At 60.6% G+C, this 23,067-nt stretch carries 20 protein-coding genes and 1 other RNA gene; 20 read left to right on the top strand and 1 reads right to left on the bottom strand.

Annotated elements, in window-relative coordinates:
• Nucleotides 1–43: 43 nt before the first annotated feature.
• The 17 genes from O3W47_RS12390 (at nt 44) to O3W47_RS12310 (ending at nt 17,907) form a co-directional block, all read left to right on the top strand.
• Nucleotides 44–1,234 (top strand): NAD(P)/FAD-dependent oxidoreductase, encoded by a 1,191-nt coding sequence (locus O3W47_RS12390; protein WP_269313858.1) that lies wholly within the window; start codon nt 44–46, stop codon nt 1,232–1,234.
• 56 nt (nt 1,235–1,290) lie between these two features.
• Nucleotides 1,291–1,692: RNase P RNA component class A (rnpB, locus tag O3W47_RS12385), an RNA gene on the top strand.
• Between the two features lie 111 nt (nt 1,693–1,803).
• Nucleotides 1,804–2,082, top strand: a complete 279-nt coding sequence (locus tag O3W47_RS12380) for a ribbon-helix-helix domain-containing protein (RefSeq protein ID WP_269313857.1) — start codon at nt 1,804–1,806, stop codon at nt 2,080–2,082.
• Between the two features lie 89 nt (nt 2,083–2,171).
• The gene (locus O3W47_RS12375) at nt 2,172–2,525 is read left to right on the top strand and encodes a type II toxin-antitoxin system RelE/ParE family toxin (protein WP_269313856.1); all 354 of its coding nucleotides are present in this window, start codon (nt 2,172–2,174) and stop codon (nt 2,523–2,525) included.
• Between the two features lie 430 nt (nt 2,526–2,955).
• Nucleotides 2,956–3,396 carry a division/cell wall cluster transcriptional repressor MraZ gene (gene mraZ, locus O3W47_RS12370; RefSeq protein WP_003522190.1) on the top strand — a complete coding sequence of 147 codons (441 nt, stop codon included), beginning with the start codon at nt 2,956–2,958 and terminating at the stop codon, nt 3,394–3,396.
• A gap of 14 nt (nt 3,397–3,410) precedes the next feature.
• On the top strand, nt 3,411–4,436 hold the full coding sequence (gene rsmH / locus O3W47_RS12365) for a 16S rRNA (cytosine(1402)-N(4))-methyltransferase RsmH (protein WP_080816470.1): 1,026 nt from the start codon (nt 3,411–3,413) through the stop codon (nt 4,434–4,436).
• A 1-nt stretch (nt 4,437) separates the two neighbouring features.
• On the top strand, nt 4,438–4,992 hold the full coding sequence (gene ftsL / locus O3W47_RS12360; RefSeq protein ID WP_020811527.1) for a cell division protein FtsL: 555 nt from the start codon (nt 4,438–4,440) through the stop codon (nt 4,990–4,992).
• On the top strand, nt 4,992–6,734 hold the full coding sequence (locus O3W47_RS12355; protein WP_003522193.1) for a peptidoglycan D,D-transpeptidase FtsI family protein: 1,743 nt from the start codon (nt 4,992–4,994) through the stop codon (nt 6,732–6,734). The genes ftsL and O3W47_RS12355 overlap by 1 nt, the downstream gene beginning before the upstream one ends.
• Nucleotides 6,735–6,791: 57 nt before the next feature.
• Nucleotides 6,792–8,261, top strand: coding sequence for a UDP-N-acetylmuramoyl-L-alanyl-D-glutamate--2,6-diaminopimelate ligase (locus O3W47_RS12350; protein WP_269313855.1), 1,470 nt, complete (start codon nt 6,792–6,794; stop codon nt 8,259–8,261).
• Complete coding sequence (locus tag O3W47_RS12345; RefSeq protein WP_269313854.1) at nt 8,258–9,691, top strand: UDP-N-acetylmuramoylalanyl-D-glutamyl-2,6-diaminopimelate--D-alanyl-D-alanine ligase; 1,434 nt, start codon at nt 8,258–8,260, stop codon at nt 9,689–9,691. The genes O3W47_RS12350 and O3W47_RS12345 overlap by 4 nt, the downstream gene beginning before the upstream one ends.
• Before the next feature lie 23 nt (nt 9,692–9,714).
• Nucleotides 9,715–10,815 (top strand): phospho-N-acetylmuramoyl-pentapeptide-transferase, encoded by a 1,101-nt coding sequence (mraY, locus tag O3W47_RS12340; protein WP_080816474.1) that lies wholly within the window; start codon nt 9,715–9,717, stop codon nt 10,813–10,815.
• Between the two features lie 3 nt (nt 10,816–10,818).
• On the top strand, nt 10,819–12,228 hold the full coding sequence (gene murD, locus O3W47_RS12335; protein ID WP_127757264.1) for a UDP-N-acetylmuramoyl-L-alanine--D-glutamate ligase: 1,410 nt from the start codon (nt 10,819–10,821) through the stop codon (nt 12,226–12,228).
• 5 nt (nt 12,229–12,233) lie between these two features.
• Nucleotides 12,234–13,388 carry a putative lipid II flippase FtsW gene (gene ftsW, locus O3W47_RS12330; RefSeq protein ID WP_003522198.1) on the top strand — a complete coding sequence of 385 codons (1,155 nt, stop codon included), beginning with the start codon at nt 12,234–12,236 and terminating at the stop codon, nt 13,386–13,388.
• 6 nt (nt 13,389–13,394) lie between these two features.
• Nucleotides 13,395–14,531, top strand: coding sequence for an undecaprenyldiphospho-muramoylpentapeptide beta-N-acetylglucosaminyltransferase (gene murG / locus O3W47_RS12325; protein ID WP_269313853.1), 1,137 nt, complete (start codon nt 13,395–13,397; stop codon nt 14,529–14,531).
• The gene (gene murC, locus O3W47_RS12320) at nt 14,528–15,943 is read left to right on the top strand and encodes a UDP-N-acetylmuramate--L-alanine ligase (protein ID WP_080816481.1); all 1,416 of its coding nucleotides are present in this window, start codon (nt 14,528–14,530) and stop codon (nt 15,941–15,943) included. Before murG ends, murC begins: the two co-directional genes overlap by 4 nt.
• The gene (gene murB, locus O3W47_RS12315; RefSeq protein WP_020810676.1) at nt 15,940–16,905 is read left to right on the top strand and encodes a UDP-N-acetylmuramate dehydrogenase; all 966 of its coding nucleotides are present in this window, start codon (nt 15,940–15,942) and stop codon (nt 16,903–16,905) included. The genes murC and murB overlap by 4 nt, the downstream gene beginning before the upstream one ends.
• A 192-nt stretch (nt 16,906–17,097) precedes the next feature.
• Nucleotides 17,098–17,907: a GGDEF domain-containing protein gene (locus O3W47_RS12310; protein ID WP_170985853.1), complete on the top strand. Its 810-nt coding sequence runs from the start codon at nt 17,098–17,100 to the stop codon at nt 17,905–17,907.
• A 118-nt stretch (nt 17,908–18,025) separates the two neighbouring features.
• On the opposite strand, the gene O3W47_RS12305 is transcribed toward O3W47_RS12310, so the two are convergent.
• Nucleotides 18,026–19,330 (bottom strand): MFS transporter, encoded by a 1,305-nt coding sequence (locus O3W47_RS12305; RefSeq protein ID WP_003522203.1) that lies wholly within the window; start codon nt 19,328–19,330, stop codon nt 18,026–18,028.
• Nucleotides 19,331–19,873: 543 nt separating this feature from the next.
• Here O3W47_RS12305 and O3W47_RS12300 point away from each other — a divergent pair.
• From O3W47_RS12300 to ftsA, 3 genes are read left to right on the top strand one after another with little or no spacing between them, the layout of a single operon-like run.
• The gene (locus tag O3W47_RS12300) at nt 19,874–20,800 is read left to right on the top strand and encodes a D-alanine--D-alanine ligase (protein ID WP_059756663.1); all 927 of its coding nucleotides are present in this window, start codon (nt 19,874–19,876) and stop codon (nt 20,798–20,800) included.
• Nucleotides 20,788–21,720, top strand: coding sequence for a cell division protein FtsQ/DivIB (locus O3W47_RS12295; protein WP_442864620.1), 933 nt, complete (start codon nt 20,788–20,790; stop codon nt 21,718–21,720). The genes O3W47_RS12300 and O3W47_RS12295 overlap by 13 nt, the downstream gene beginning before the upstream one ends.
• Nucleotides 21,717–23,048 carry a cell division protein FtsA gene (gene ftsA / locus O3W47_RS12290; RefSeq protein WP_003522206.1) on the top strand — a complete coding sequence of 444 codons (1,332 nt, stop codon included), beginning with the start codon at nt 21,717–21,719 and terminating at the stop codon, nt 23,046–23,048. Before O3W47_RS12295 ends, ftsA begins: the two co-directional genes overlap by 4 nt.
• Nucleotides 23,049–23,067 lie beyond the last annotated feature (19 nt).

Here is a 23,067-nt window from a genome sequence, read left to right as displayed (position 1 = left end):
AGCTACAAGGTTGCGACGGAAGTGAGCGGGTGAAGAGGGCGGCATGTCGGGACATTTCAGATACATCGTCGTGGGTCGCGGCATGATGGGTGCCGCCGCCGCCCGCCATCTGGCCGAAACGGTGGATGGCGTCGCGCTGATCGGCCCCGGCGAACCTGCCGACATCAAATCGCATCTGGGCGTTTTCGCCAGTCACTATGACGAGGCGCGGATTACCCGCACCATTGATGGCGATGCCGACTGGGCGCTGCTCGCCAACCGCTCGATAGCGCGTTACGCCGACATTGCCGCACGAAGCGGCGTTGAATTTTATGCACCCGTCGGCTGCCTGATGGTGGGGCCTGAACGGGGCGGCGATAATCCTTTTGTCGACGATGTCCGCAAGGCGGCGGCGCGGCTCGGCGTGTCCACGGAACTGCTGGGCGGGGAACACCTCGAAAGCCGCTTTCCCTATTTCTCCTTCGAGCCCGGTTGCGAGGGCGTGTTCGAAAGGGACAATGCCGGATACGTCAATCCGCGTGGGCTGGTGAAGGCGCAGGCCATTCTGGCGGAAAAGGCCGGCGTTACGCTTATCGACGATATTGTCGTTTCGACTCGGGAAGAGGATGGTCGCGCACGGGTGGAGACGGCCTCGGGCGCGGTTTATACCGCAGACAGTGTGCTGGTGGCGGCGGGCGGCTTCTCGATCACGAAAGATCTGCTGCCGCAGCCGGTGGCCCTCGATGTCTATGGGCGCACCGTCGCTTTCTTCGAGGTAAATGAGGGCGATCTGGATCAATATGCGGACATGCCGTCGCTGATCTATGAACCGCGCGACACGACGAAACATATCTATCTTCTGCCGCCGGTACGTTATCCCGATGGCAAATTCTATCTGAAGATCGGTGGCGATCCCGACGACAAGAGGCTCGGCAGCGACCCGGAAATCCGGGAATGGTTCCGCTCCGGCGGACGCGAAAGCGTGCGTGATCATCTCTCGGAGATCGTCGGATCGCTGGTGCCTTCCATCGATCTTTCGCGTGTCTCGATGGCCGCCTGCGTCGTCTCCAAAACGCAAAGCGGTTATCCGGCCATCGGCTTCACCGCCTCGCCGAAGATTGCGGTTCTGACCGGCGGCAACGGCACGGCGGCCAAGAGTTCCGATGAGATCGGACGGCTCGGCGCTGTGCTGCTGCGGGACGGAAAGATCGCCGACGGCGCCTTCGCGACGGATTTCAAGCCGGCATTTCTTTGATCCTCGCATGCGCTTTTCGGTGGCTTTCGCCTCGGAACATGGTTATGCAGCCCATGCCAGTTGGCCGGGCAGCCGCGCTTTACCAATGTCGAAAGACGGTAAGGTGAGGAAAGTCCGGGCTCCACGGAAATACGGTGCCGGATAACGTCCGGCGGGGGCGACCCCAGGGAAAGTGCCACAGAGAGCAAACCGCCATGCATCGCATGGTAAGGGTGAAAGGGTGGGGTAAGAGCCCACCGCGCTTCTGGTAACAGCGGCGGCAAGGTAAACCCCACCGGGAGCAAGACCGAATAGGGATGACACGGGATGGGCGAAAGCCCGTTCACAGCCGGTTTCCGGGCCCGTCATCCGGGTGGGTTGCGCGAGGCGGCATGCAAATGCCGTCCCAGATGAATGGCTGCCACGTTCCGGGTCAAACCGGGGCCATACAGAACCCGGCTTACAGGCCAACTGGCGAATTTTCCTCGATCTTGCGGCGGCTCGTACATGCCGCTTCCCCCATGGATGATCAGGAATGTGTATGATTAAATCATACCGTGTGATACAAGGGTGAATGAAAGGCGAAAACCATGCGCACCACCCAAGCTTTCAGCATCACACTTCCCCTGGAATTGGCGGAAATGGTCAAGGCAAAGGTCGCTTCCGGCGAATATGCGACCGAGAGCGAGGTTATCCGTGATGGCCTTCGCACCCTGGCAGCCCGCGATGCGGCCGTGGAGCGCTGGTTGCAGGAAGAAGTAACATCCGCATACGATGCTCACAAAGCAGACCCGGGCAGGGCCAAGCCCCTCAATGAAGGTTTGGCCGAGGTCAGGGCGCGGATTGCCAAGGGTGAGGGGCGCACATAGCTCCCACCTGTCGGAAGCCCTTTATCTATTTATATTTATGCAATTCGTAATGCCAAGTTGCCGCATGTTTTTGCTGGAAACGCTTTTAAATGAAGTATTACGTTGTGCGCCTGTCACCCGAAGCGCAGACCGATCTGGTGCATGTCCATCAAAATATCGTCGGCAAATCAGGGTCGTCGGCTGTCGCAGATCGGTACATTGATCGCATCGGTATATTTCTTTCAACTTTGAATGTCTTTCCCGAACGGGGCACGGTGCGTAACGAATTGCGTATGGGGCTCCGCATAATCGGTTTTGAACGTAGCACCAGTGTCGCTTTTGTGGTGGAGCAGGATGATGTGGTCGTTCTGCGTCTTCTGGCTAAAGGCCAGGAGTTTGATGAGGAAGCACTGCGTCCTGAGAATGCGGATACAGAGCGCAGCGATGGAAGCCATCGTGACTGAGCTTCTCATCGATTCCATTATTTTCTGACGTTGACGGCCTGACCCAACTGCCCGTGAAGCCGGATAATGTGGCCATTTCCTTGTTTTTACAAAGAAAAACAGCGCTTTCACCGCATCTTCCTGTGCCGTGAAAGCGCATCGTCGCGCCGCCCGGTAAACCATTCGTTAAACTTAACGGCTTATGAATTTCCGATGCGAAGTCGGTATCGTGCCGGCTTCTCCCATTGACGCCCATAGTGTCCCATGATATCCCAAATGCACACCACATTGGGTCGTGTTTTTGACCCGCAATCGCTGAAACGAGTGAGGAGCCTACGAGGGGCTGCTGCAGGGCACGTCGCCCTGGCGCTTGGCGATGTGTCGTGCGTACCGGTGTCGTCTGTGAAGTGGATGGTTCGCTTTGCGGAATGCGGTTTTGGCGAGTTGAGTAATGGACCGCTTTTTATCGAACGTGACGAACAGGATCGACGCCAAGGGGCGCGTTTCGGTTCCGTCTCCGTTTCGTTCGGTGCTGGTCAGGCGCGGCATTCAGGAGCTTTATTGTCTTCAGGATTTCGCCTTTCCGGCAATCAGTGTCGGCGGTCCGGATTTGCTGGAACGCTACGAGCGGCAGATTGCGTCGATGGATGCCTTCTCGCCGGAGGCGAACGCGATGTCGCTGCTGGTTCACGGCGGCGGCGTTTTCATGAAGCTCGACCAGGAAGGTCGATTGATGGTGACGGATTTCGTGCGGGAATTCACCGGCATATCCACCGAAGTCACCTTCGTCGGACGGGCGGATCATTTTCAGCTTTGGCAACCGAATGCGTTTTTGGCGGCGCAGGCGGAAGCAAGAGCGGGGCGCGGTTTTTCGGCTGCTCGCCCCGCCTAGGACGGGGACACGGAATGGCGGCGAATTCTGGCGGACGATCTTCTGATGCCGATGGCGGACCTCAGCGTCACATACCGGTCCTGCTTCGCGAAGTCATTGCCGCGCTGGAGCCATCATCCGGCAAGATCATTCTCGACGGCACGTTCGGCGCCGGCGGCTACACCCAGGCCATTCTCGATCAGGGCGCCGACGTCATCGCCCTCGACCGCGATCCGACCGCTATCGCCGGCGGTCAGGCGATGGTTGCCGCCAATGGCGGTCGGTTGAGCCTCATCCAGTCGCAATTCTCCGATCTCGCGAAGCATGCCCCGCAAGGCGGGCTCGATGGCGTCGTTCTGGATATCGGCGTTTCCTCCATGCAGATCGACGAGGCCGAGCGCGGTTTTTCCTTCCAGAAAAACGGCCCCCTCGACATGCGCATGTCTGCTTCCGGCGTTTCGGCGGCCGATGTCGTTAATCGTGCGAAGGTCAGCGATCTGATCCGCATCTTCGGTTTTCTCGGTGAAGAAAAGCAGCCGGGCCGCATCGCCCGCGCCATCGAGAAGAAGAGGGCGGAAGAGCCTTTCCGCACCACCCGCGATCTGGCGGGCCTCATCGAAATCGTCACGCCGCGTAAGGCCAAAGACAAGATTCATCCCGCAACGCGGGTGTTTCAGGCGCTGCGCGTTTTCGTCAATGACGAGCTGGGCGAGCTGGCGCAGGCGCTTTTTGCCGCCGAGCAGGTTTTGAAACCCGGCGGCCGGCTGGTCGTCGTCACGTTCCATTCGCTGGAAGACCGTATCGTCAAGAAATTCTTCTCCGACCGTTCGGGCAAGGCCGCCGGTTCCCGGCACCTGCCGATGGTGGAGGACAAGCCCGCCATTTTCGATAATATCGGCAAGCCGATGATCGCCGCCAGCGATGAGGAGGCGGAACTCAATCCGCGTGCCCGATCCGCCAAACTGCGGGCCGGTCTGCGCACGACCGCACCGGCGCGCGCGGCGGATTATTCGATCTTCGAGCTTCCCGATCTCGCCAGCCTTGAAAAGATGGGAGGCTGATATGCTGCGCACTTTCGATGTCATCTTGATGGGTGTGATGGTCGCCGCGGCCGTCGTGACCTATTCGATCAAGCACAAGGCCGATCTGAAGCTTGAGGAGGTCCGCAAGCTGGAGGCCGAGATCAAGCTTGAGAAGGATACGATTGATCTCTTGAGGGCCGACTGGGCGCTCTTGACGCAGCCGAACCGTCTGCACCGGCTCGTGAATGCTTATCAGGATGAGCTTGGCCTTTCGCCGACGCTGCCGACGCAACTCGCGCAGCCGCGCGAGCTACCCATGCTGCGCTCGCAACTGCCGCAGCCGCCCGAGCCGGAAGGCATGAGCGTCGAGGATGTCATCGCCGCCGCCGTCAACGGTTCCAAGCCGGGTGCGACGCTTGGCGCGGCCACCAAAAAGAAATCACCGCCGGCGGGCCAGATTGCCGTCAACGGCACTCCGGTTCCGACACCCCGGGCGCGTGTTTCCCGTCCCACAGCGGCTCCGGCCGTCTCCGCCGTCGCGGGCGATGAAACCGACGACATGGATGACACGATAACAGGATCGGTGAACCGCTGATGTCTTTTCTCTCCCGCGTCATGGTTTTGAAGAGCAAGGCTCATTTTTCCGCCAGCACCACCGGCGTCTATACCGATCATGCGGCCTTTGAAGGCGCGCGCAAGAAGCGCGCCGCCCAGGCAAAAAGCCGCGTCGGCCTGATCATTTTCGGTTTTGTGGCCTTTTACGCCGTCGTTGGCGGGCGTCTCGTGCAATATGGCATGGCGGAGCAGGAAACGGTGTCGAGCATCGCACCCGCCGACCGCTTGATGGCGTCGCGCCCCGATCTTCTCGATCGCAATGGCGAGGTTCTGGCCACCGATATTCGCACCGTCTCGCTTTTCGCCGAACCGCACCGCATCGTCGATATCGATGAGGCTATCGAGAAGCTGCGGACGGTTCTGCCGGATCTCGACCAGCGCAGCACCTATCAGAAACTCTCCTCCAATTCGCGCTTCCAGTGGTTGCGCCGCCAGCTTACGCCGAAGCAGCAGAGCCAGATTCTGGCGCTCGGCATTCCAGGCGTCGGCTTCCGCCCGGAAAAGCGCCGCTTTTATCCCGGCGGGCCGACCGCCGCGCATGTCGTCGGTCACGTCAATATCGACAATCGCGGCGTTGCCGGCATGGAACGTTACGTCGACAGCCAGGGCCTTGCCGATCTGACGGCGCTCGGCATGACCAGCGACCAGCCGCTGGAGCCGGTGAAGCTTTCCATCGATCTGCGCGTGCAGTCCATTGTCCGCGAAGTCGTGACCTCGGCCATCACCAAGTTCCAGGCGATCGGCGCCGGCGCGGTGGTTCTGGATGTGCATACCGGCGAAGTCCTCGCAATGGCCTCCGTGCCGGATTACGATCCGAACAACCCGGCCGAAGGCGCCAAGGAAGGCTGGCTCAACCGCATGTCGAACGGCACGTTCGAAATGGGGTCCACCTTCAAATCCTTCACGATTGCCATGGGTCTCGATTCCGGCCGCGTCCGTCTCGGCGACACCTTCGATGCGCGTTATCCGATCCGCATCGGCGGTTTCACCATCAAGGACTTCCACGGCAAGGGCCGGATGCTATCGGTGCCGGAAATCTTCCAGTATTCCTCCAATATCGGTACGGCCAAGATTGCCGATACCGTGGGAACGGAAGGCCACAAGGAATTCCTCACCCGGCTTGGCCTTTTGACCCGCATGCAGACCGAATTGCCGGAAGTGGCTCTGCCGTCGCAGCCGCGCGAATGGAAGAAGATCAACTCGATTACCATTTCCTTCGGCCACGGCGTTTCCACGACACCGCTGCAAACGGCGGTTGCCGGCGCCGCGCTCGTCAATGGTGGCAAACTGATCGAGCCGACTTTCCTGCCGCGTACCCGCGAACAGGCCGATCAGGTGGCCAAACAGGTTCTGAAACCTGGCGCCAGCAAGGACATGCGTTTCCTGTTCGAGTGGAACGGTGTCAACGGTTCCGGCCGCAACGCGCGCGTCGATGGTTTCAACGTCGGCGGCAAGACCGGCACGGCCGACAAGGTCGTCAACGGCCGTTACGTGCATGACAAGAACTTCAACGCCTTCCTCTCGGCCTTTCCAATGGACGATCCGCAATATGTCGTGCTGTCTTTCATCGACGAGCCGAAGACGGACAAGGGCAATGGCGCGGCACTCGCCGGCACATCCGCAGCGCCGATGGTGCGCGATATCATCACCCGCACGGCGGCGGTGCTGGGCGTGAAGCCGAAGTTCGGCAAGGATGGCTCGGCCTTGCTCGTGTCTTATTGATTGTTAGCTTATGATGTTCCGGCGATTCGCGCCGGGGGGACAAGACGGACACAGTCGATGAATTTGCGAGATATATCCGGAAATGCGTTTCCGGAATTGAAAGAATTGCTCCTGTCTGAGATCGGGGCGATCGAAATCGGGGGGATCACCGCAGACAGCCGCAAGGCTGCGCCCGGCAGCCTGTTCGTGGCGGTTGCGGGCACCAGGGCGGACGGCGCGGCCTATGTGAAGGACGCGGTTGCCAAGGGCGCGGTCGCTGTTGTTTCCGGACACGCGCTGGATGCCGATGTGCCGGTGCTTTCGGTCACCGATCCACGCCTTTATCTCTCCCTTGCCGCTTCCCGTTTTTACGGAAAACAGCCGGAAACCATGGTCGCCGTCACCGGCACTGCGGGAAAGACGTCCGTTGCTTCCTTCGTGCGGCAGATCTGGGCTTTCGCCGGCCATGCCGCAGCGCAGATCGGCACGACAGGTGTGATTGCACCCGGCCGCGAGGATTACGGCGCGCTCACCACGCCCGATCCGGTGACGCTGCATGCGCTTCTGGCCGAACTTGCGGCCGAAGGTGTGACGCATGCGGCGATGGAGGCGTCCAGCCATGGTCTCGACCAACGCCGTCTCGATGGAGTGAGGCTGGCTGCGGCCGGTTTCACCAATCTCGGCCGCGACCACATGGATTATCATCCCACCGTCGAGGACTATATGGCCGCGAAGATGCGGCTCTTCGATACGCTGATGAAAAAGGGCGCTCCCGCCGTGATCTTCGCCGACGATCCATGGTCGCAACAGGCGATCCGCGCGGCGGGCGAAGCCGGTCTCGATGTGCGCACGGTCGGTCGCAAGGGCGAATATCTGGCCCTGAAGCGGGTGGAGCACTTCCGTCACAAGCAGATGATCGAAGTGCATCATGACGGCGAGATTTATGAAGTCGACATCCCATTGGCGGGCGATTTTCAGGTTGCGAACGCTCTCGTCGCAGCCGGTCTTGCCATGTCCACCGGCGTTCCCGCTGCAACCGCGCTGAAGGCGCTCGAAAAGCTGATCGGCGCTGCCGGCCGTCTGGAACTCGTGGGCCAGACGAAAAACGGTGCGCTTGCCTATGTGGATTACGCCCACAAGCCGGATGCGCTGGAAAATGTGCTCACCTCGGTCCGGCCCTTCACCTCGGGCCGCATCATCACCGTCTTCGGCTGCGGCGGCGACCGCGACAAGGGCAAGCGCCCGATCATGGGCGAGGTTGCGACGCGGCTTTCCGACATCGTCATCGTTACTGACGACAATCCGCGTTCGGAAGATGCTGCAACGATCCGTTCCGAAGTCATGGCGGCAGCGCCCGGCGCATTGGAAATCGGCGACAGGGCGGACGCTATCCGTCATGCAGTGTCGCTGCTTTCGCATGGCGATACGCTGATCGTCGCGGGCAAGGGGCATGAAGAGGGGCAGATCGTCGGTTCGGTAACGCTGCCGTTTTCCGATCATGAACAGGTGCGCGCTGCACTGGCAGGGCTGGAAGGATCGAAGATTTGAGCTGGTTATGGACAGTCGCCGACATGATCGCCATCACGGCAGGACGCCCCGTGGGCAACCTGCCGACCGGAATCACCGGCATTTCCATCGACAGCCGGACGGTCAAGCCGGGCGAAGCGTTCTTCGCCATCAAGGGCGACCGGGTGGACGGTCATGATTACACCAGCTTCGCCGTTGCAAACGGGGCGGGACTTCTGGTCGTTGCCGAGGCCAAGCTGCCGGCGCTCGGCCGCCTGACCGTGCCGATGATCGTGGTGGAAGACGTGCTTGCCGCACTTGGCAAGCTCGCCATCGCGGCGCGTGAAAGAACGTCCGCGCGCATCATTGCTGTGACCGGTTCGGTCGGCAAGACGACGACCAAGGAAATGCTGCGGCAGGCGCTCGCCCCTTCGGGCCGGGTGCATGCGGCTGTGGCTTCCTTCAACAACCATTGGGGCGTGCCGCTGACGCTGGCGCGCATGCCGGCGGACACGGAATTCGGCGTGTTCGAAATCGGCATGAACCATTCCGGCGAAATCCGGCCGCTGGTGAAGCTGGTGCGCCCGCATGTGGCGATCATCACGACCATCGCACCGGCCCATCTCGGCAATTTCAAGAACATCGAGGAGATCGCCGCCGCCAAGGCGGAGATTTTCGAGGGTCTGGAGGAGGGCGGTTCCGTCATCCTCAACCGCGATAACGCCCAGTTCGAACAGCTTGAAGAAGCGGCGCAGGAACAGGGTATCGAGCATATCCTCACCTTCGGGCAGCATGCCAAGGCGGATTTCCGCCTCGCGGATTTCGAGAGCACGACGACGGGCTCGACGATCTGGGCGATCCTGAACGGCGAAACCAGCGAATTGCACATCAATATTCCCGGCCGGCACATTGCCGATAACGCCATGGCCGTGCTGGGCGTCGTTGCCGTCACCGGCGCCAATCTCGACCGCGCGTTCGAGGCGCTGGGAACGCTCGAGGCGGTGAAGGGGCGCGGCCAGCGCCATCAGCTGGCAATCAACGGCGGCACCTTCCTGCTGATCGATGAAAGCTACAATGCCAATCCGGCCTCCATGCGTGCGGCGATTGCCGTGCTGGCGGAAACGGAAACGCAGGGTCACGGTCGGCGCGTCGCCGTTCTCGGCGACATGCTGGAGATGGGTGAGTTTTCCGCGCAGTTGCATGAAGAGTTGGCGGGCCCACTGCTCGCGGCCGGTATCGAACACGTCTGGCTGGCGGGCGAGGCGATGGCCGCATTGCGCGATGCGTTGCCGGACAGCGTCACCGTCATCTGGTTCCCGACGACGGCGGAACTGACCGATTTCGCCCTGCAATGGGTGCAACCGGGAGACGCGCTGATGGTAAAATCGTCACTTGGCCTCGGTTTCGGCAAGATTGTCGCCGCCCTGCTTGACAAGTATCCGGCATTCCCCGAGACGGAACGCCAAGTCTGAAATAGCCTTTTGAAAGGGCAATTATGCTGATCTGGCTCGTCGAACTGTCGGATAAAATTCAAATCTTCAACCTGTTCCGGTACATCACCTTCCGGGCGGGTGCCGCGATGTTCACCTCTGCGTTGATCGTCTTCCTGTTCGGACCAGCGATCATCAATTCGCTGCGCGTGCGTCAGGGCAAGGGCCAGCCGATCCGCGCCGATGGGCCGCAGACGCATTTCAAGAAGGCCGGCACGCCGACCATGGGCGGGCTGATGATCCTTGCGGGCATTCTCGGCGGTTCGCTGCTTTGGGGCGATCTGTCGAATGTCTATGTCGTCGCCGTTTTGATGGTGACGCTCGGTTTCGGAGCCATCGGCTTCTACGACGATTATCTGAAAGTGACGAAGCAGAGCGACAAGGGCTTTTCCGGCAAGGCGCGTCTCGGCATCGAATTCCTGATTGCGGCGATTGCCGTGTTCTTCATGATGAAGATGGCGCTCGCTTCCGCCCCGCATGGCGGCACGCTCGGCAGCTCCATCGCCTTTCCGTTCTTCAAGGAATTCGTGATCAATCTCGGCTTTTTCTTCGTGCTGTTCGGTGCTTTCGTCATCGTCGGCGCGGGCAATGCCGTGAACCTGACGGACGGCCTCGATGGTCTCGCCATCGTGCCTGTGATGATCGCCGCCGCCACCTTCGGCGTGATCGCCTATCTCGCCGGCAACGCGGTTTTCGCCAATTACCTGCAGATCAATTTCGTGCCCGGCACGGGTGAGCTCGCCGTCATCGTCGGCGCGGTCATCGGCGCGGGCCTAGGCTTCCTGTGGTTCAACGCGCCGCCCGCCGCCATCTTCATGGGCGATACGGGTTCGCTGGCGCTCGGTGGCCTCATTGGCTCCATCGCTGTCGCGACCAAGCACGAGATCGTCATGGTCATCGTCGGCGGTCTCTTCGTCATGGAAACGCTGTCGGTCATCATCCAGGTCTTCTGGTTCAAGCGCACCGGCAGGCGGGTCTTCCTGATGGCGCCGATCCATCACCATTTCGAGAAAAAGGGCTGGACGGAAAGCCAGGTGGTTATCCGTTTCTGGATCATCTCCGTTGGCCTCGCGCTGCTCGGCCTCGCCACCCTGAAGCTGAGGTGAGCGATGATCCCGGTCACGTCGTTCAAAGGTAAGAAGGTCGCTCTCTTCGGGCTCGGCGGTTCGGGTCTCGTCACCGCCCGGGCGCTGGTGGCCGGCGGGGCGGATGTCGTTGCTTTCGACGACAATCCCGACAGTGTCGCCAAGGCCGAGGCCGAAGGCATCAAGACGGCGGATCTTCGGACGATTGACTGGCCGAGCTTCTCTTCCTTCGTGCTCGCGCCCGGCGTTCCGCTGACGCATCCGAAACCGCATTGGTCGGTGGACCTTGCGAAAGCTGCGGGCGTCGAAATCATCGGCGATATCGAGCTTTTCATCCGCGAGCGCCGTGCGCACGCGCCGGATTGCCCTTTCATCGCGATTACCGGCACTAACGGCAAGTCGACAACGACGGCGCTGATTGCGCATATTCTTAAGGCGTCCGGCCGCGATACGCAGCTCGGCGGCAATATCGGAACGGCGGTGCTGAGCCTCGATCCGCCGAAGGCACAGCGCTTCTATGTTGTGGAATGCTCGTCCTACCAGATCGATCTCGCACCGACGATCAATCCGACCGCCGGAATTCTTCTCAACCTGACGCCCGATCATCTCGACCGGCACGGCACGATGCAGCACTATGCCGATGTCAAGGAACGGCTGGTGGCCGGCAGCGGAACCGCAATCGTCGGCGTCGATGACAGCCATTCGACGCTGATTGCCGACCGTATCGAACGCGCTGGTGTGAAGGTGGAGCGCATTTCCAAACGCAATGTCGTTTCCGAAGGTCTCTATGCCGAAGGCAGCCGCATTTTCCGTGCGCATGGCGGCACTTCTTCGCTGCTCACCGATCTCGACGGTATCCAGACCCTGCGCGGCAGCCACAATGCGCAGAATGCTGCGGCGGCAATCGCCGCCTGCCTTGCCGTCGGGGTTTCCGAAGACGAGGTTCGCGCAGGCCTGAAGTCTTTCCCCGGCCTCAAGCACCGTATGCAGCCGGTCGGCCGACGTGGCAACGTCACCTTCGTCAACGACAGCAAGGCGACCAATGCCGATGCTGCGGCACCGGCGCTTTCAAGTTTCGACCGCATCTACTGGATCGCCGGCGGTCTGCCCAAGGCGGGCGGCATCACCAGCCTTTCGCCGCTTTTCCCGCGCATCGCCAAGGCCTATCTGATCGGCGAGGCGGCGGCGGAATTTGCCGCGACGCTTGGCGAAGCCGTGCCTTACGAAATATCCGGCACGCTGGACAAGGCCGTGCAACATGCGGCGGCGGATGCGGAAAAAGATGCGACGGCCGGCAATATCGTGATGTTATCCCCGGCTTGCGCAAGCTTCGACCAATATAAGAACTTTGAGATCAGAGGTGATTCGTTCGTCGCGCAGGTCGCGGCGCTCGATGGCATGACGATGCTGGTTGACTCTGGAAAAGGGGGCTGAAGGCCATGGTAAGCCGAGTTGATCGCGGTCCGGTCGCGGAGTGGTTCTGGACCATCGACCGTTTCTTTCTGGCGGCGTTCATCGCGCTGATGGGCATCGGCCTGATGCTGTCGTTCGCGGCCTCGCCTGCGGTTGCCGAGCGCATTGGCCTTAACAGTTTCTTCTTCGTCGAGCGTCAGGCGATGTTCATGGTGCCGTCGCTGGCGATCATGGTCGGCCTGTCCTTCCTGTCGCCGCGTCAGGTGCGCCGCGTCGCGGTCATCATGCTCATCGCTTCGCTGCTGATGATGATCTTTGCGCTGTTTTTCGGCATCGAGGTCAAGGGTGCACGGCGCTGGATTTCCATCGGCACCTTCTCGATCCAGCCGTCGGAATTCATGAAGCCGGCCTTCGTCATCGTCTGCGCCTGGCTGTTTGCCGAACGGGCGCGCCATCCTGAAATTCCCGGCAATCTCTTCGCCATCATCACCTTCGGCATCGTGGCGGCGCTCCTGATAGCCCAGCCGGACTTCGGCCAGACGATCCTGACCTCCGTGGTCTGGGGCGGCATGTTCTTCATGGCCGGCGTGCCGTGGTTCTGGATCATCATGCTCGGCGGCGTCGGCGTCGGCGGCATCATCTCCGCCTATCTGATGCTGCCGCACGTTGCCGGTCGTATCGACCGTTTCTGGACCGGCGAGGGCGATACGTTCCAGGTGGACACGGCGCGCGAGGCTATCATTCGCGGCGACTGGTTCGGTCGCGGACCGGGCGAGGGCATCGTCAAGCGCATCATTCCCGATAGCCATACCGACTTCATCTTCTCGGTGGCGGCGGAAGAATTCGGCATCGTTTTCTGCATGTTCCTGGTGGCGATCTTCGCCTTCATCGTGCTGCGCGGCCTCTCGCACGCCTTCAAGGAAAAGGACGATTTCTGCCGTTTCGCCGTGGCCGGCCTCGTGCTGCAGATCGGCATGCAGTCTATGATCAATATAGGCGTCAATCTGGAGCTGATGCCCGCCAAGGGCATGACGCTGCCGCTGATTTCCTATGGCGGTTCGTCGATGATGGCGATCTGCGTCACCGCCGGTTTCCTTCTGGCGCTGACACGCCACAGACCCGAAAAGCGGGCGCAGGAGCGGAGTTTCTTCCGCGTCGGTTCCGGCGTTCCCGCGGAGTAAACGATCATGAGCAAGGGTATTGTTCTTCTTGCCGCCGGGGGAACCGGCGGCCATGTCTTTCCAGCCGAGGCGCTCGCGCATACGCTGAAAGCGCGCGGTTATCAGGTGCATCTGGTCACTGACAGCCGCGCCGAGCGTTATGCGGGCAAGTTCCCGGCGGATGAAATCCATGTCGTGCCGTCCGCCACCATCGGCTCGAAAAACCCGATTTCCGTGGCGCGTTCGCTCTGGAAGCTCTGGGTTGGCCTGCGCGCGGCGCGCCGGCTGGTGGCGAAACTGAAGCCGGTCGCGGTTGTCGGTTTCGGCGGTTATCCCACCGTGCCGCCGCTTCTGGCATCCACCGGACTTGGCGTTCCCTCCATCATTCACGAGCAGAATGCGGTGATGGGCCGCGCCAACAAGGCGCTGGCAGGCCGGGTGAAAGCGATTGCCGGCGGTTTTCTGCCGCCTGCCAACGGCCAATATTCCGAAAAGACGGTGGCGACCGGCAATCCCGTGCGCCCGGCGGTGCTTGCGGCGTCGGAGATACCCTATACGCCCTCGCAGACGGGGGAGACATTCCAGCTTGTCGTTTTCGGCGGCAGCCAGGGTGCGCAGTTTTTCTCGAGCGCTGTGCCTGCGGCGATCTGCCTGCTGAAGGATGAGCAGCGCAAGCGCATCGTCGTCACCCAGCAGGCGCGGCCGGAAGACAAGGACAGCGTGATCGCCTCCTACCAGAAGCTCGGTGTGAAGGCGGATGTTTCGCCCTTCTTCGGCGATATGGCGTCGCGTATCGGCGAGGCCGATCTGGTCATCAGCCGCTCGGGCGCCTCGACGGTATCGGAGCTTTCGGTGATCGGCCGTCCGTCGATCCTCGTTCCCTATCCGCATGCGCTCGATCACGATCAGGCGGCGAACGCGGCGGCGCTTTCGGCGGCGGGCGGGGCAAGAGTCATCAAGCAGGCGGAACTGTCGCCGCAGAAGCTCTCCGGCCTGCTGTCCTCAGCGCTTTCGGAGCCGGACCGCCTTTCGGCAACGGCAGCGGCGGCAAAGGCGACGGGCAAACCGCATGCGGCGGATGTGCTGGCCGATCTGGTGGAGGCGATTGCTTCCGGCCGGTCCGTACAGGAATTCAAGAAGAAGAATGAAGGAGTTGGGGCATGAAGATGCCGAAAGCCATAGGCCTTGTGCATTTCATCGGCATAGGCGGGATCGGCATGAGCGGCATTGCCGAAGTGCTTCACAATCTCGGCCACCGCGTTCAGGGGTCGGATCAGGCCGATAGCGCCAATGTGCAGCGGCTGCGCGACAAGGGCATCGAGGTTTTCGTCGGTCATACGGCGGATAATATCGGCGATGCCGAGGTCGTGGTCGTTTCCACCGCCATCAAGAAGAACAATCCGGAACTCATCGCGGCGCGTGAAAAGCATCTGCCGATCGTTCGCCGGGCCGAAATGCTGGCCGAGCTGATGCGTTTCCGCAATGCCATCGCCATCGGCGGCACCCATGGCAAGACCACGACCACCTCCATGGTCGCGACGCTGCTCGAAGCCGGCAATCTCGACCCGACCGTCATCAATGGCGGCATCATCAATGCTTACGGCACCAATGCCCGCATGGGCGAGGGCGAATGGATGGTGGTGGAGGCCGACGAATCCGACGGCACCTTCCTGAAACTGCCGGCCGATGTGGCCGTCATCACCAATATCGATCCCGAGCATCTCGACCATTACGGCAATTTCGATGCCGTGCGCGCCGCTTTCCGTCAGTTCGTCGAGAACGTGCCTTTCTACGGTTTCGGCGTCATGTGCCTCGACCATCCGGAAGTGCAGGCACTGGTCGGCCGCATCGAGGACCGCAAGGTCATCACCTATGGCGAGAACCCGCAGGCCGACGTGCGGTTTTCGAATGTGCGCATCGACGGTACGCGCTCGGTGTTCGACGTGGAAATCCGCCGTCGCCGTACCGGCAAGATATTCTCCTTCAAGGACCTCGTCCTGCCGATGCCCGGCCGCCACAATGTGTCGAATGCGACGGCGGCGATTGCGGTTGCCAATCGTCTCGGCATTTCGGAAGCCGACATCAAGAAGGGCCTTGCCTCCTTCGGCGGCGTCAAGCGGCGCTTCACGCTGACGGGCGAAGCCAATGGGGTGCAGGTCTTTGACGACTACGGCCATCATCCGGTCGAGATCAAGGCCGTGCTGGCCGCCGCGCGGGAGGCGTGCAAGGGCCGTATCGTCGCGGTGCATCAGCCGCACCGATACAGCCGTCTTTCCAGCCTGTTCGACGATTTCGCGCATTGTTTTAACGATGCCGACACGATTATCCTTGCCCCGGTCTATGCCGCGGGTGAAGATCCTATCGAGGGTGCAAGCTCGGAAGCGCTGGTTTCGGCCATCAAGGCTGCCGGCCATCGGGACGCCCGTTTTCTCGAAAAACGGGAAGATCTCGCCTCAGTGGTTGCAGGCATTGCGAATCCGGGTGATTTCGTGGTTCTCTTGGGGGCTGGAAATATCACGCAATGGGCAGCGGTGCTGCCTTCGGAATTGAAGAGCATATCAGGAAAGTCTGAATGAGACAGGTCGATGGGGTTAAATTGCTGGGGAGGCTCGGCGACGGGGTAAATGAATTGCGGGGACGTCTGACACCGGATGCGCCCATGGACCGCGTGACGTGGTTCAGAGCCGGCGGTCTTGCGGAAGTCATGTTCCAGCCGCACGATACCGACGATCTGATTGCCTTCCTGAAAATTCTGCCGGAAGACGTGCCCTTGACCGTGGTTGGCGTCGGCTCGAACCTCCTGGTGCGCGATGGCGGCATTCCGGGCGTTGTCGTCCGTCTGTCGGCCAAGGGTTTCGGCCAGGTGGAGCTTGCCGGCGAAAACCGCATTAAGGCGGGCGCGATCTGCCCGGACAAGCATATTGCCGCTATGGCCATGGATAATGGCATCGGCGGTTTCCATTTCTATTACGGCATTCCCGGCTCCATCGGCGGTGCGCTGCGCATGAACGCGGGCGCCAATGGCGGCGAGACGCGCGAGCGTGTTGTTGAGGTTTATGCGGTCGACCGTCAGGGTAACCAGCATGTGCTTTCGAACGCCGATATGGGCTACAGCTATCGCCATTCCGGCGCCGATGCGGGCCTGATCTTCACGGGCGCGCTGTTTGAGGGTTATCCCGAAGACAAGGCGAAAATCCGTGCCGATATGGATGCCGTGCGCCACCACCGCGAAACCGTGCAGCCGATCCGCGAGCAGACGGGCGGTTCCACCTTCAAGAATCCCGAAGGTCATTCCGCCTGGGAACTGATCGATGAGGCGGGCGGTCGCGGTCTGGTCATCGGCGGCGCGCAGATGTCATCGCTGCATTGCAATTTCATGATCAATACCGGCCATGCGACCGGTTACGATCTGGAATATCTGGGCGAGACTATTCGCAAGCGCGTGTTCGAAAAGTCGGGTATCCGGCTGGAATGGGAAATCAAACGGCTTGGCCTTTTCATGCCGGGCCGTGAGGTGGAGCCGTTCCTCGGAAGCTGAAATCCGGTGTTGGCCGGTATGGTTGGCGACAAAACCTTGCGTTGATGCGGCCGTTGGCGTTTATCGTAACGGTCGGTCAATGGTTGTGGTCTATAGCAAGATGAAAGTGGAGAGGGTGTCGGCCCTCTCCAATATTTTAGACGATTTATATTAGAGTTTTTGACGACGTTAGATGATTGGGCGCTGCTGGGGATGGTGTTGGGTCTCTGGAAAAAACTGATCGAGATGATGAGTTTTTCGATTGCGACGTCGGAGCGTCGCCGGCGGCTTGAACCGCTGGAATTTGCAATCCGGGTCGCGTGCGTCGTCACGGTCATCGCGGTTCTTATCTGTTTCTTCGGTCTGCTTCTGCTGGCGGAATTCGGGCTGGTAACGGATCTCGTCAACGGGCTTATCCTTGGCATCACCCTGTCCGCCGCAATCTCGTTTACGATAACGCTGCTGGTTTGCTGGCTGAATGCCAGGGAAGTGAAGCTTCTGGCGCAATCGCATGAGCGATTTCTGTATCTGAGCCATACGGACGCCTTGACGGGCCTCAGCAATCGCCTTGGGCTCTATGCCGGATGTATCGATCTCGGCCCGCATTATTGCGTCGCCTTCCTCGATATCGATCACTTCAAGTCTGTGAACGACAGGTTCAGCCATCTGGCCGGCGATGCGGTGATTTCCAGCGTCGCACAGCGGATACGCGCCGCCTTCGCTGCCTCCGCCAGCGTTGCCAGAATGGGCGGCGAGGAGTTCGTTGTCGTGCAGGAAACCGGGCTGCAATCGTTCCTGGACGTTTGCGAAAGGCTGCGTGCGAGTATCGAGGCCGTGCCGGTTGATTATCAGGACATGCGGATCGGTGTCACCATATCGATCGGTGTCGCCGTCCGGAAGGATGCCGAAGTCTTCGAAAAAGTCCTGCACAATGCCGATCTGGCGCTCTATCAGGCAAAGGGAACGGGGCGTAACCGCATCTGCGTTTCAGGCCAGCGCGACATCCGGCAATCCGTCGCCTAGCGTATTTCCAAACAAAGCCGGGAAGAGATGCGCTGTTGCGCTGTGGGGCGCAGATATGAAAAGGCCCGCGAAACCTAAGGTTCCGCGGGCTTTCTTGTATTTTGAACCCTGCGTTGGCTCAGACTTCGTCCTTGCGGGACAGAAGGATGCAGGCGAGCGTGATGAGCGCCGATACGCAGAGATAATAGCCGACATACCCCATGCCGTAATTCACCTGCAGCCATGTGGCGATGTAAGGCGCCAGCGATGCGCCGAAGATGCCGGCCATGTTGAAGGTGATGGACGAGCCGGTGTAGCGCACGCGGGTCGGGAAGGGCGCGGCGAGCGCCGTTCCGATCAGGCCGTAGGTCATGCCCATCAGCATCATGGCAAGAGCCGCGAAGACGAAGATCGAGCCTTCGCCACCGGACATCAGGCCGGGCAGCAGGAAGGAGAACAGGCCAATCAGCACCGTCGTCAGGATCAGGATTTCACGGCGACCGAATTTTTCGGCGAGCTTGCCGGCGATCGGAATGAAGATGCCGAAAACGATGGAGCCGAGGATCTGCACTTCCAGCGCGTCGAGGAACGGGATTTTCAGGACCTTGACGTTGTAGGACAGAAGATAGGCGGTGCCGATGTAGAAGAGCACGAAGGTGGCCAGCGCCACGAAGGTGCCGAGCACGAGGCTGCGCTTGTGGTTGCGGAACAGTTCCGCGACCGGCACGGCCACACGTTCTTCCTTTTCGATTGCCTTCTGGAAGTCGGGCGTTTCGGTGATCGACAGGCGAACCCACATGCCGACCGCGATCAGGATGATCGACGCGACGAAGGGAATGCGCCAGCCCCAGCTCAAAAGCGCTTCCTGAGACATGAAGTGCAGCAGGATCCAGAACACGCCAGACGAAAGGAACAGGCCAACGGGTGCTCCGAGCTGCGGGAACATGCCATACCAGCTGCGCTTGCCCGGAGGGGCGTTTTCCGTGGCGAGCAGGACGGCGCCGCCCCATTCGCCGCCAAGGCCGAAACCCTGGCCGAAGCGGCAAAGCGCGAGCAGCAGCGGGGCCAGAACGCCGGCGGTCTCATAGGAGGGCAGGAGGCCGATCACGACCGTGGAAACGCCCATCGTGAGCAGGGCGGCGACAAGGGTGGTCTTGCGGCCGACGCGGTCGCCATAGTGGCCGAAGACCACAGCGCCCAGCGGGCGGGCGAAAAAGGCGATGGAGAAGGTGGCGAAGGACGCCAGAAGCGCCGTCATCGGGTCATTGTTCGGGAAGAACAAAGTGGGGAACACGAGCACTGCGGCCGTGGCGTAAACGTAGAAATCGAAAAACTCGATGGTCGTACCGACCAGGCTGGCAGTGAGAACTCGTGCAGGCGAATTTGTCTTTACAACGTTCGAAGTGTCAGCGGTCGGCGATACCGGAGATATCGCGTCGGTCATGGTATTGGTTCCATTTTGGATGATTGCAATGTCATGCCTTGGGAGGCGACGACTGCGTTAACGCAATTTTTGTTCTTATGGAATGCTAAAAAAGAAATAATGCAGATAATGTGATCCATCAGTGCGACACGTGTGGTTATGCGTCTCGGGGATGTTTTGGCGATTGAGAGACTGATTCAGGCCGCGGTTTTAAAACGCTGAAACGCCAGATAATTTTCCCTGGGGAATAATCCCGTCTGTTAACGTTTCGGCCTTGCCTTTATCGCGGAGCGGCAGACGCGCGAGCATCGTTTTATTTCCGATCATTGAAAACCTGCATGTTGCAATCCATGCAACTCTCTGATTCCAAGGAGGGAATCCGGATCGGTGCTGATTCTTTAACGAAACTCGGCACGTTGGACGCGGCGGTTAACGAAAGTAAACGATTCATTAACCTTAATGGCGTTTAACTGATCTCAAGGGTCATGTGCCAGAATCACCGTCCGTCAAATTCGGTCGGTTCGGAGCGTGGTTCGTAACGGAGAGTTGGTGTCAGAGGGTTCGATGAGCGGCAAGCACGTAGCTGTTCTTTTGGGTGGATTTTCGTCGGAGCGGCCGGTCAGCCTGTCGTCGGGCAACGCTTGCGCGCAGGCTCTGGAAGACGAGGGCTACAAGGTTACCCGGGTCGATGTGGGGCGCGATATCGCCGCCGTACTTGCCGAGCTGCGCCCGGATGTGGCTTTCAATGCGCTGCACGGCCCCTTTGGCGAAGACGGCACCATTCAGGGCATCCTCGAATATCTCGCCATCCCCTATACGCATTCCGGCGTGCTCGCTTCCGCGCTCGCCATGGACAAGGCGCAGGCCAAGAAGGTTGCCGCTGCTGCCGGTATCCCGGTGGCTGCCGAGCGCGTCATGAACCGCTTCGATTTCACCAGTGAGCATCCGCTTGCACCCCCTTATGTCGTGAAGCCGGTGCGTGAAGGTTCGAGCTTCGGTGTCGTGATCGTCAAGGAAGACCAGTCGCATCCGCCGCAGATCCTCACCTCGTCGGAATGGCGCTACGGCGATCAGGTGATGGTCGAGCGCTATATTCACGGCCGCGAACTGACCTGCGGTGTACTCGACGGCGAGGCGCTGGGCGTCACCGAAGTGGTGCCGCTCGGTCACAATTTCTATGATTATGATGCGAAATATGCGGCTGGTGGCTCGAAACATGTCATTCCCGCAGAAATTTCACCGAAAATTTACCAAAAAATTCAAACACTGGCGGTTATGGCGCATCGGGCGATCGGATGCCGTGGCGTAAGCCGTTCAGACTTTCGTTACGACGACCGTTTCTCAGAAGATGGCGAAGTTATCTGGCTTGAAGTGAATACGCAGCCGGGCATGACGCCGACCTCCCTGGTGCCGGAAATGGCGGCCCATGCTGGCCGCTCCTTTGGTAACCTTGTCAGCTGGATGGTGGAGGACGCTTCGTGTTTGCGGTGATCGGCAAAAAGTCGACGGCAAAAAAGCGCGAACAATTCGCGGCGGCGGCCAGCGCCGACGACCGCATGGTGTTGCCGCGTCCTCTGCGTCGCTTCGTGCGTTTCGGTGTCAGCCTCGCGACCGGACGCATTCACATTCCTGCCCATACCGGTACGATTTCGGCGGTTGCCTTTTACGCGGTGACCGGGCTTTACGGCATGTCGCTCGGCGGGCACACCAATATCGTTACCCAGACCACCACATCGGCCGCAGGCTTTGCGGTCGAGGATGTGAAGGTTTCCGGCAATCTGCAGACCTCCGAAATCGAAGTGTTCCAGCTTCTCGGCCTCGATGGCAGCACCTCGCTGATCGCGCTCGATATCGATGCGGCACGCCGCAAGCTGGTGCAGCTTCCCTGGGTGGAAGATGTCGATATCCGCAAGGTGTACCCCAAGACCGTGGAAGTCCGGCTGAAGGAGCGTCAGGCCTTCGGTATCTGGCAGCATGGAACGGAACTGTCGCTGATCGAAAAAAGCGGCAGCGTGATTGCGCCGCTGCGGGACAACAAATTCGCTGCCCTGCCGCTCTTCGTCGGCCGCGACGCGGAAACGGGTGCCGCCGGTTTCGTCGGGCAGCTGGCCGACTGGCCGGAAATCCGCAACCGTGTCCGCGCCTATGTCCGCATTGCCGGCCGTCGCTGGGACTTGCATCTCGATAACGGCATCGTGGTCAAGCTGCCGGAAGAAAACCTGCCGCAGGCGCTGCAATTGCTGGCGCGGCTCGATCTCGAGGAAAAGGTTCTGTCGCGCGATGTCGCCGCGGTTGATCTGAGGCTCGCGGACCGCACCACGATCCAGCTGACCGAGGGTGCCACGGAACGCCGTCAGGCCGCCGTCGATGCGCGCACCAAGGCTCTCAAGAAGGCGGAGAAGAACACATGAGCTTATTCGGTTCTTCCCATTTCGGCCTGCCTCGGCTGAAGCCGCTTTCCTCCAAGCGCAGCCACATCGTGTCGGTGCTGGATATCGGCTCGACCAAGGTCGTATGCATGATCGGCCGGCTGACGCCGCGTCAGGAAAGCGAAATTCTGCCGGGCCGCACCCACAAGGTCGAAATCATCGGCATCGGCCACCAGCGCTCGCGCGGCGTGAAGTCAGGCGTGATCGCCGATCTCGACGCGCTGGAAGGCGTCATCCGTCTGTCTGTCGATGCGGCCGAGCGCATGGCGGGTCTCACCGTCGACAGCCTGATCGTCAATGTTTCCGCCGGCCGGCTGGCAAGCGACATCTATACCGCGAGCATCGATCTCGGCGGCCAGGAAGTGGAAGCGAGCGATCTGCGCAAGGTTTTGGTGGCGGCAAGCCAGCAGTCCATGCGTCAGGACCGGGCGATCCTGCACTCGCTGCCGACGGGTTATTCGCTGGATGGCGAGCGCGGCATTCGTGATCCGCTCTCGATGTATGGCGACCTCCTTGGCGTCGACATGCATGTGGTGACCGTGGAGCGCACGGCGCTGAAGAACCTCGAGCTTTGCGTCAATCGTGCGCATCTTTCGGTCGAAGGCATGGTGGCGACGCCCTATGCCAGCGGTCTTGCAGCGCTGGTGGACGATGAAGTCGAACTTGGCTGCGCGGCCATCGACATGGGCGGCGGCACCACGACGATCTCGGTTTTTGCCGAGGGCCGGCTCATCCACACCGACGCGATCGGCCTTGGCGGCCATCACGTTACGACAGATCTTGCACGTGGCCTCTCGACACGAATCGAAGATGCGGAGAGACTGAAGGTGGTGCATGGTTCGGCTTTGCTGAATGGCGCGGATGAGCGCGACATGATTTCGATACCGCCCATTGGCGAAGATGATCGCGATCAACCATCGCAAGTTTCAAGAGCCCTTGTAACCCGCATCGTGCGGGCGCGTATCGAAGAGACGCTGGAATTGATCCGTGATCGTATCCAGAAGTCCGGCTTCAGCCCCATTGTCGGCAAGCGCGTTGTCCTGACCGGCGGCGCAAGCCAGCTGACGGGGCTGCCGGAAACGGCACGGCGCATTCTCGCCCGCAACGTTCGTATCGGCCGCCCCATGGGTGTGGCCGGTCTTCCGGTCGCGGCGAAGGGACCGGCATTTTCAACCGCCTGCGGACTGATGATCTATCCGCAGGTGGCGGACATCGAAATTCATGCGGCGCAAGGCGGAATGTTCTCGCCGTTTGGTACGGGTAGCGGCCGGATAGCCCGGGTGGGGCAATGGCTGAAAGAGAGTTTTTGAGTGGCCTCGTGGCGTAAGC

The sequence above is a fragment of the Agrobacterium sp. LMR679 genome (assembly GCF_027157905.1).
Taxonomy (GTDB): domain Bacteria; phylum Pseudomonadota; class Alphaproteobacteria; order Rhizobiales; family Rhizobiaceae; genus Agrobacterium; species Agrobacterium leguminum.
Note: the sequence above shows the minus strand (reverse complement) of the source record. Positions and strands in the feature narration are given on the sequence as shown.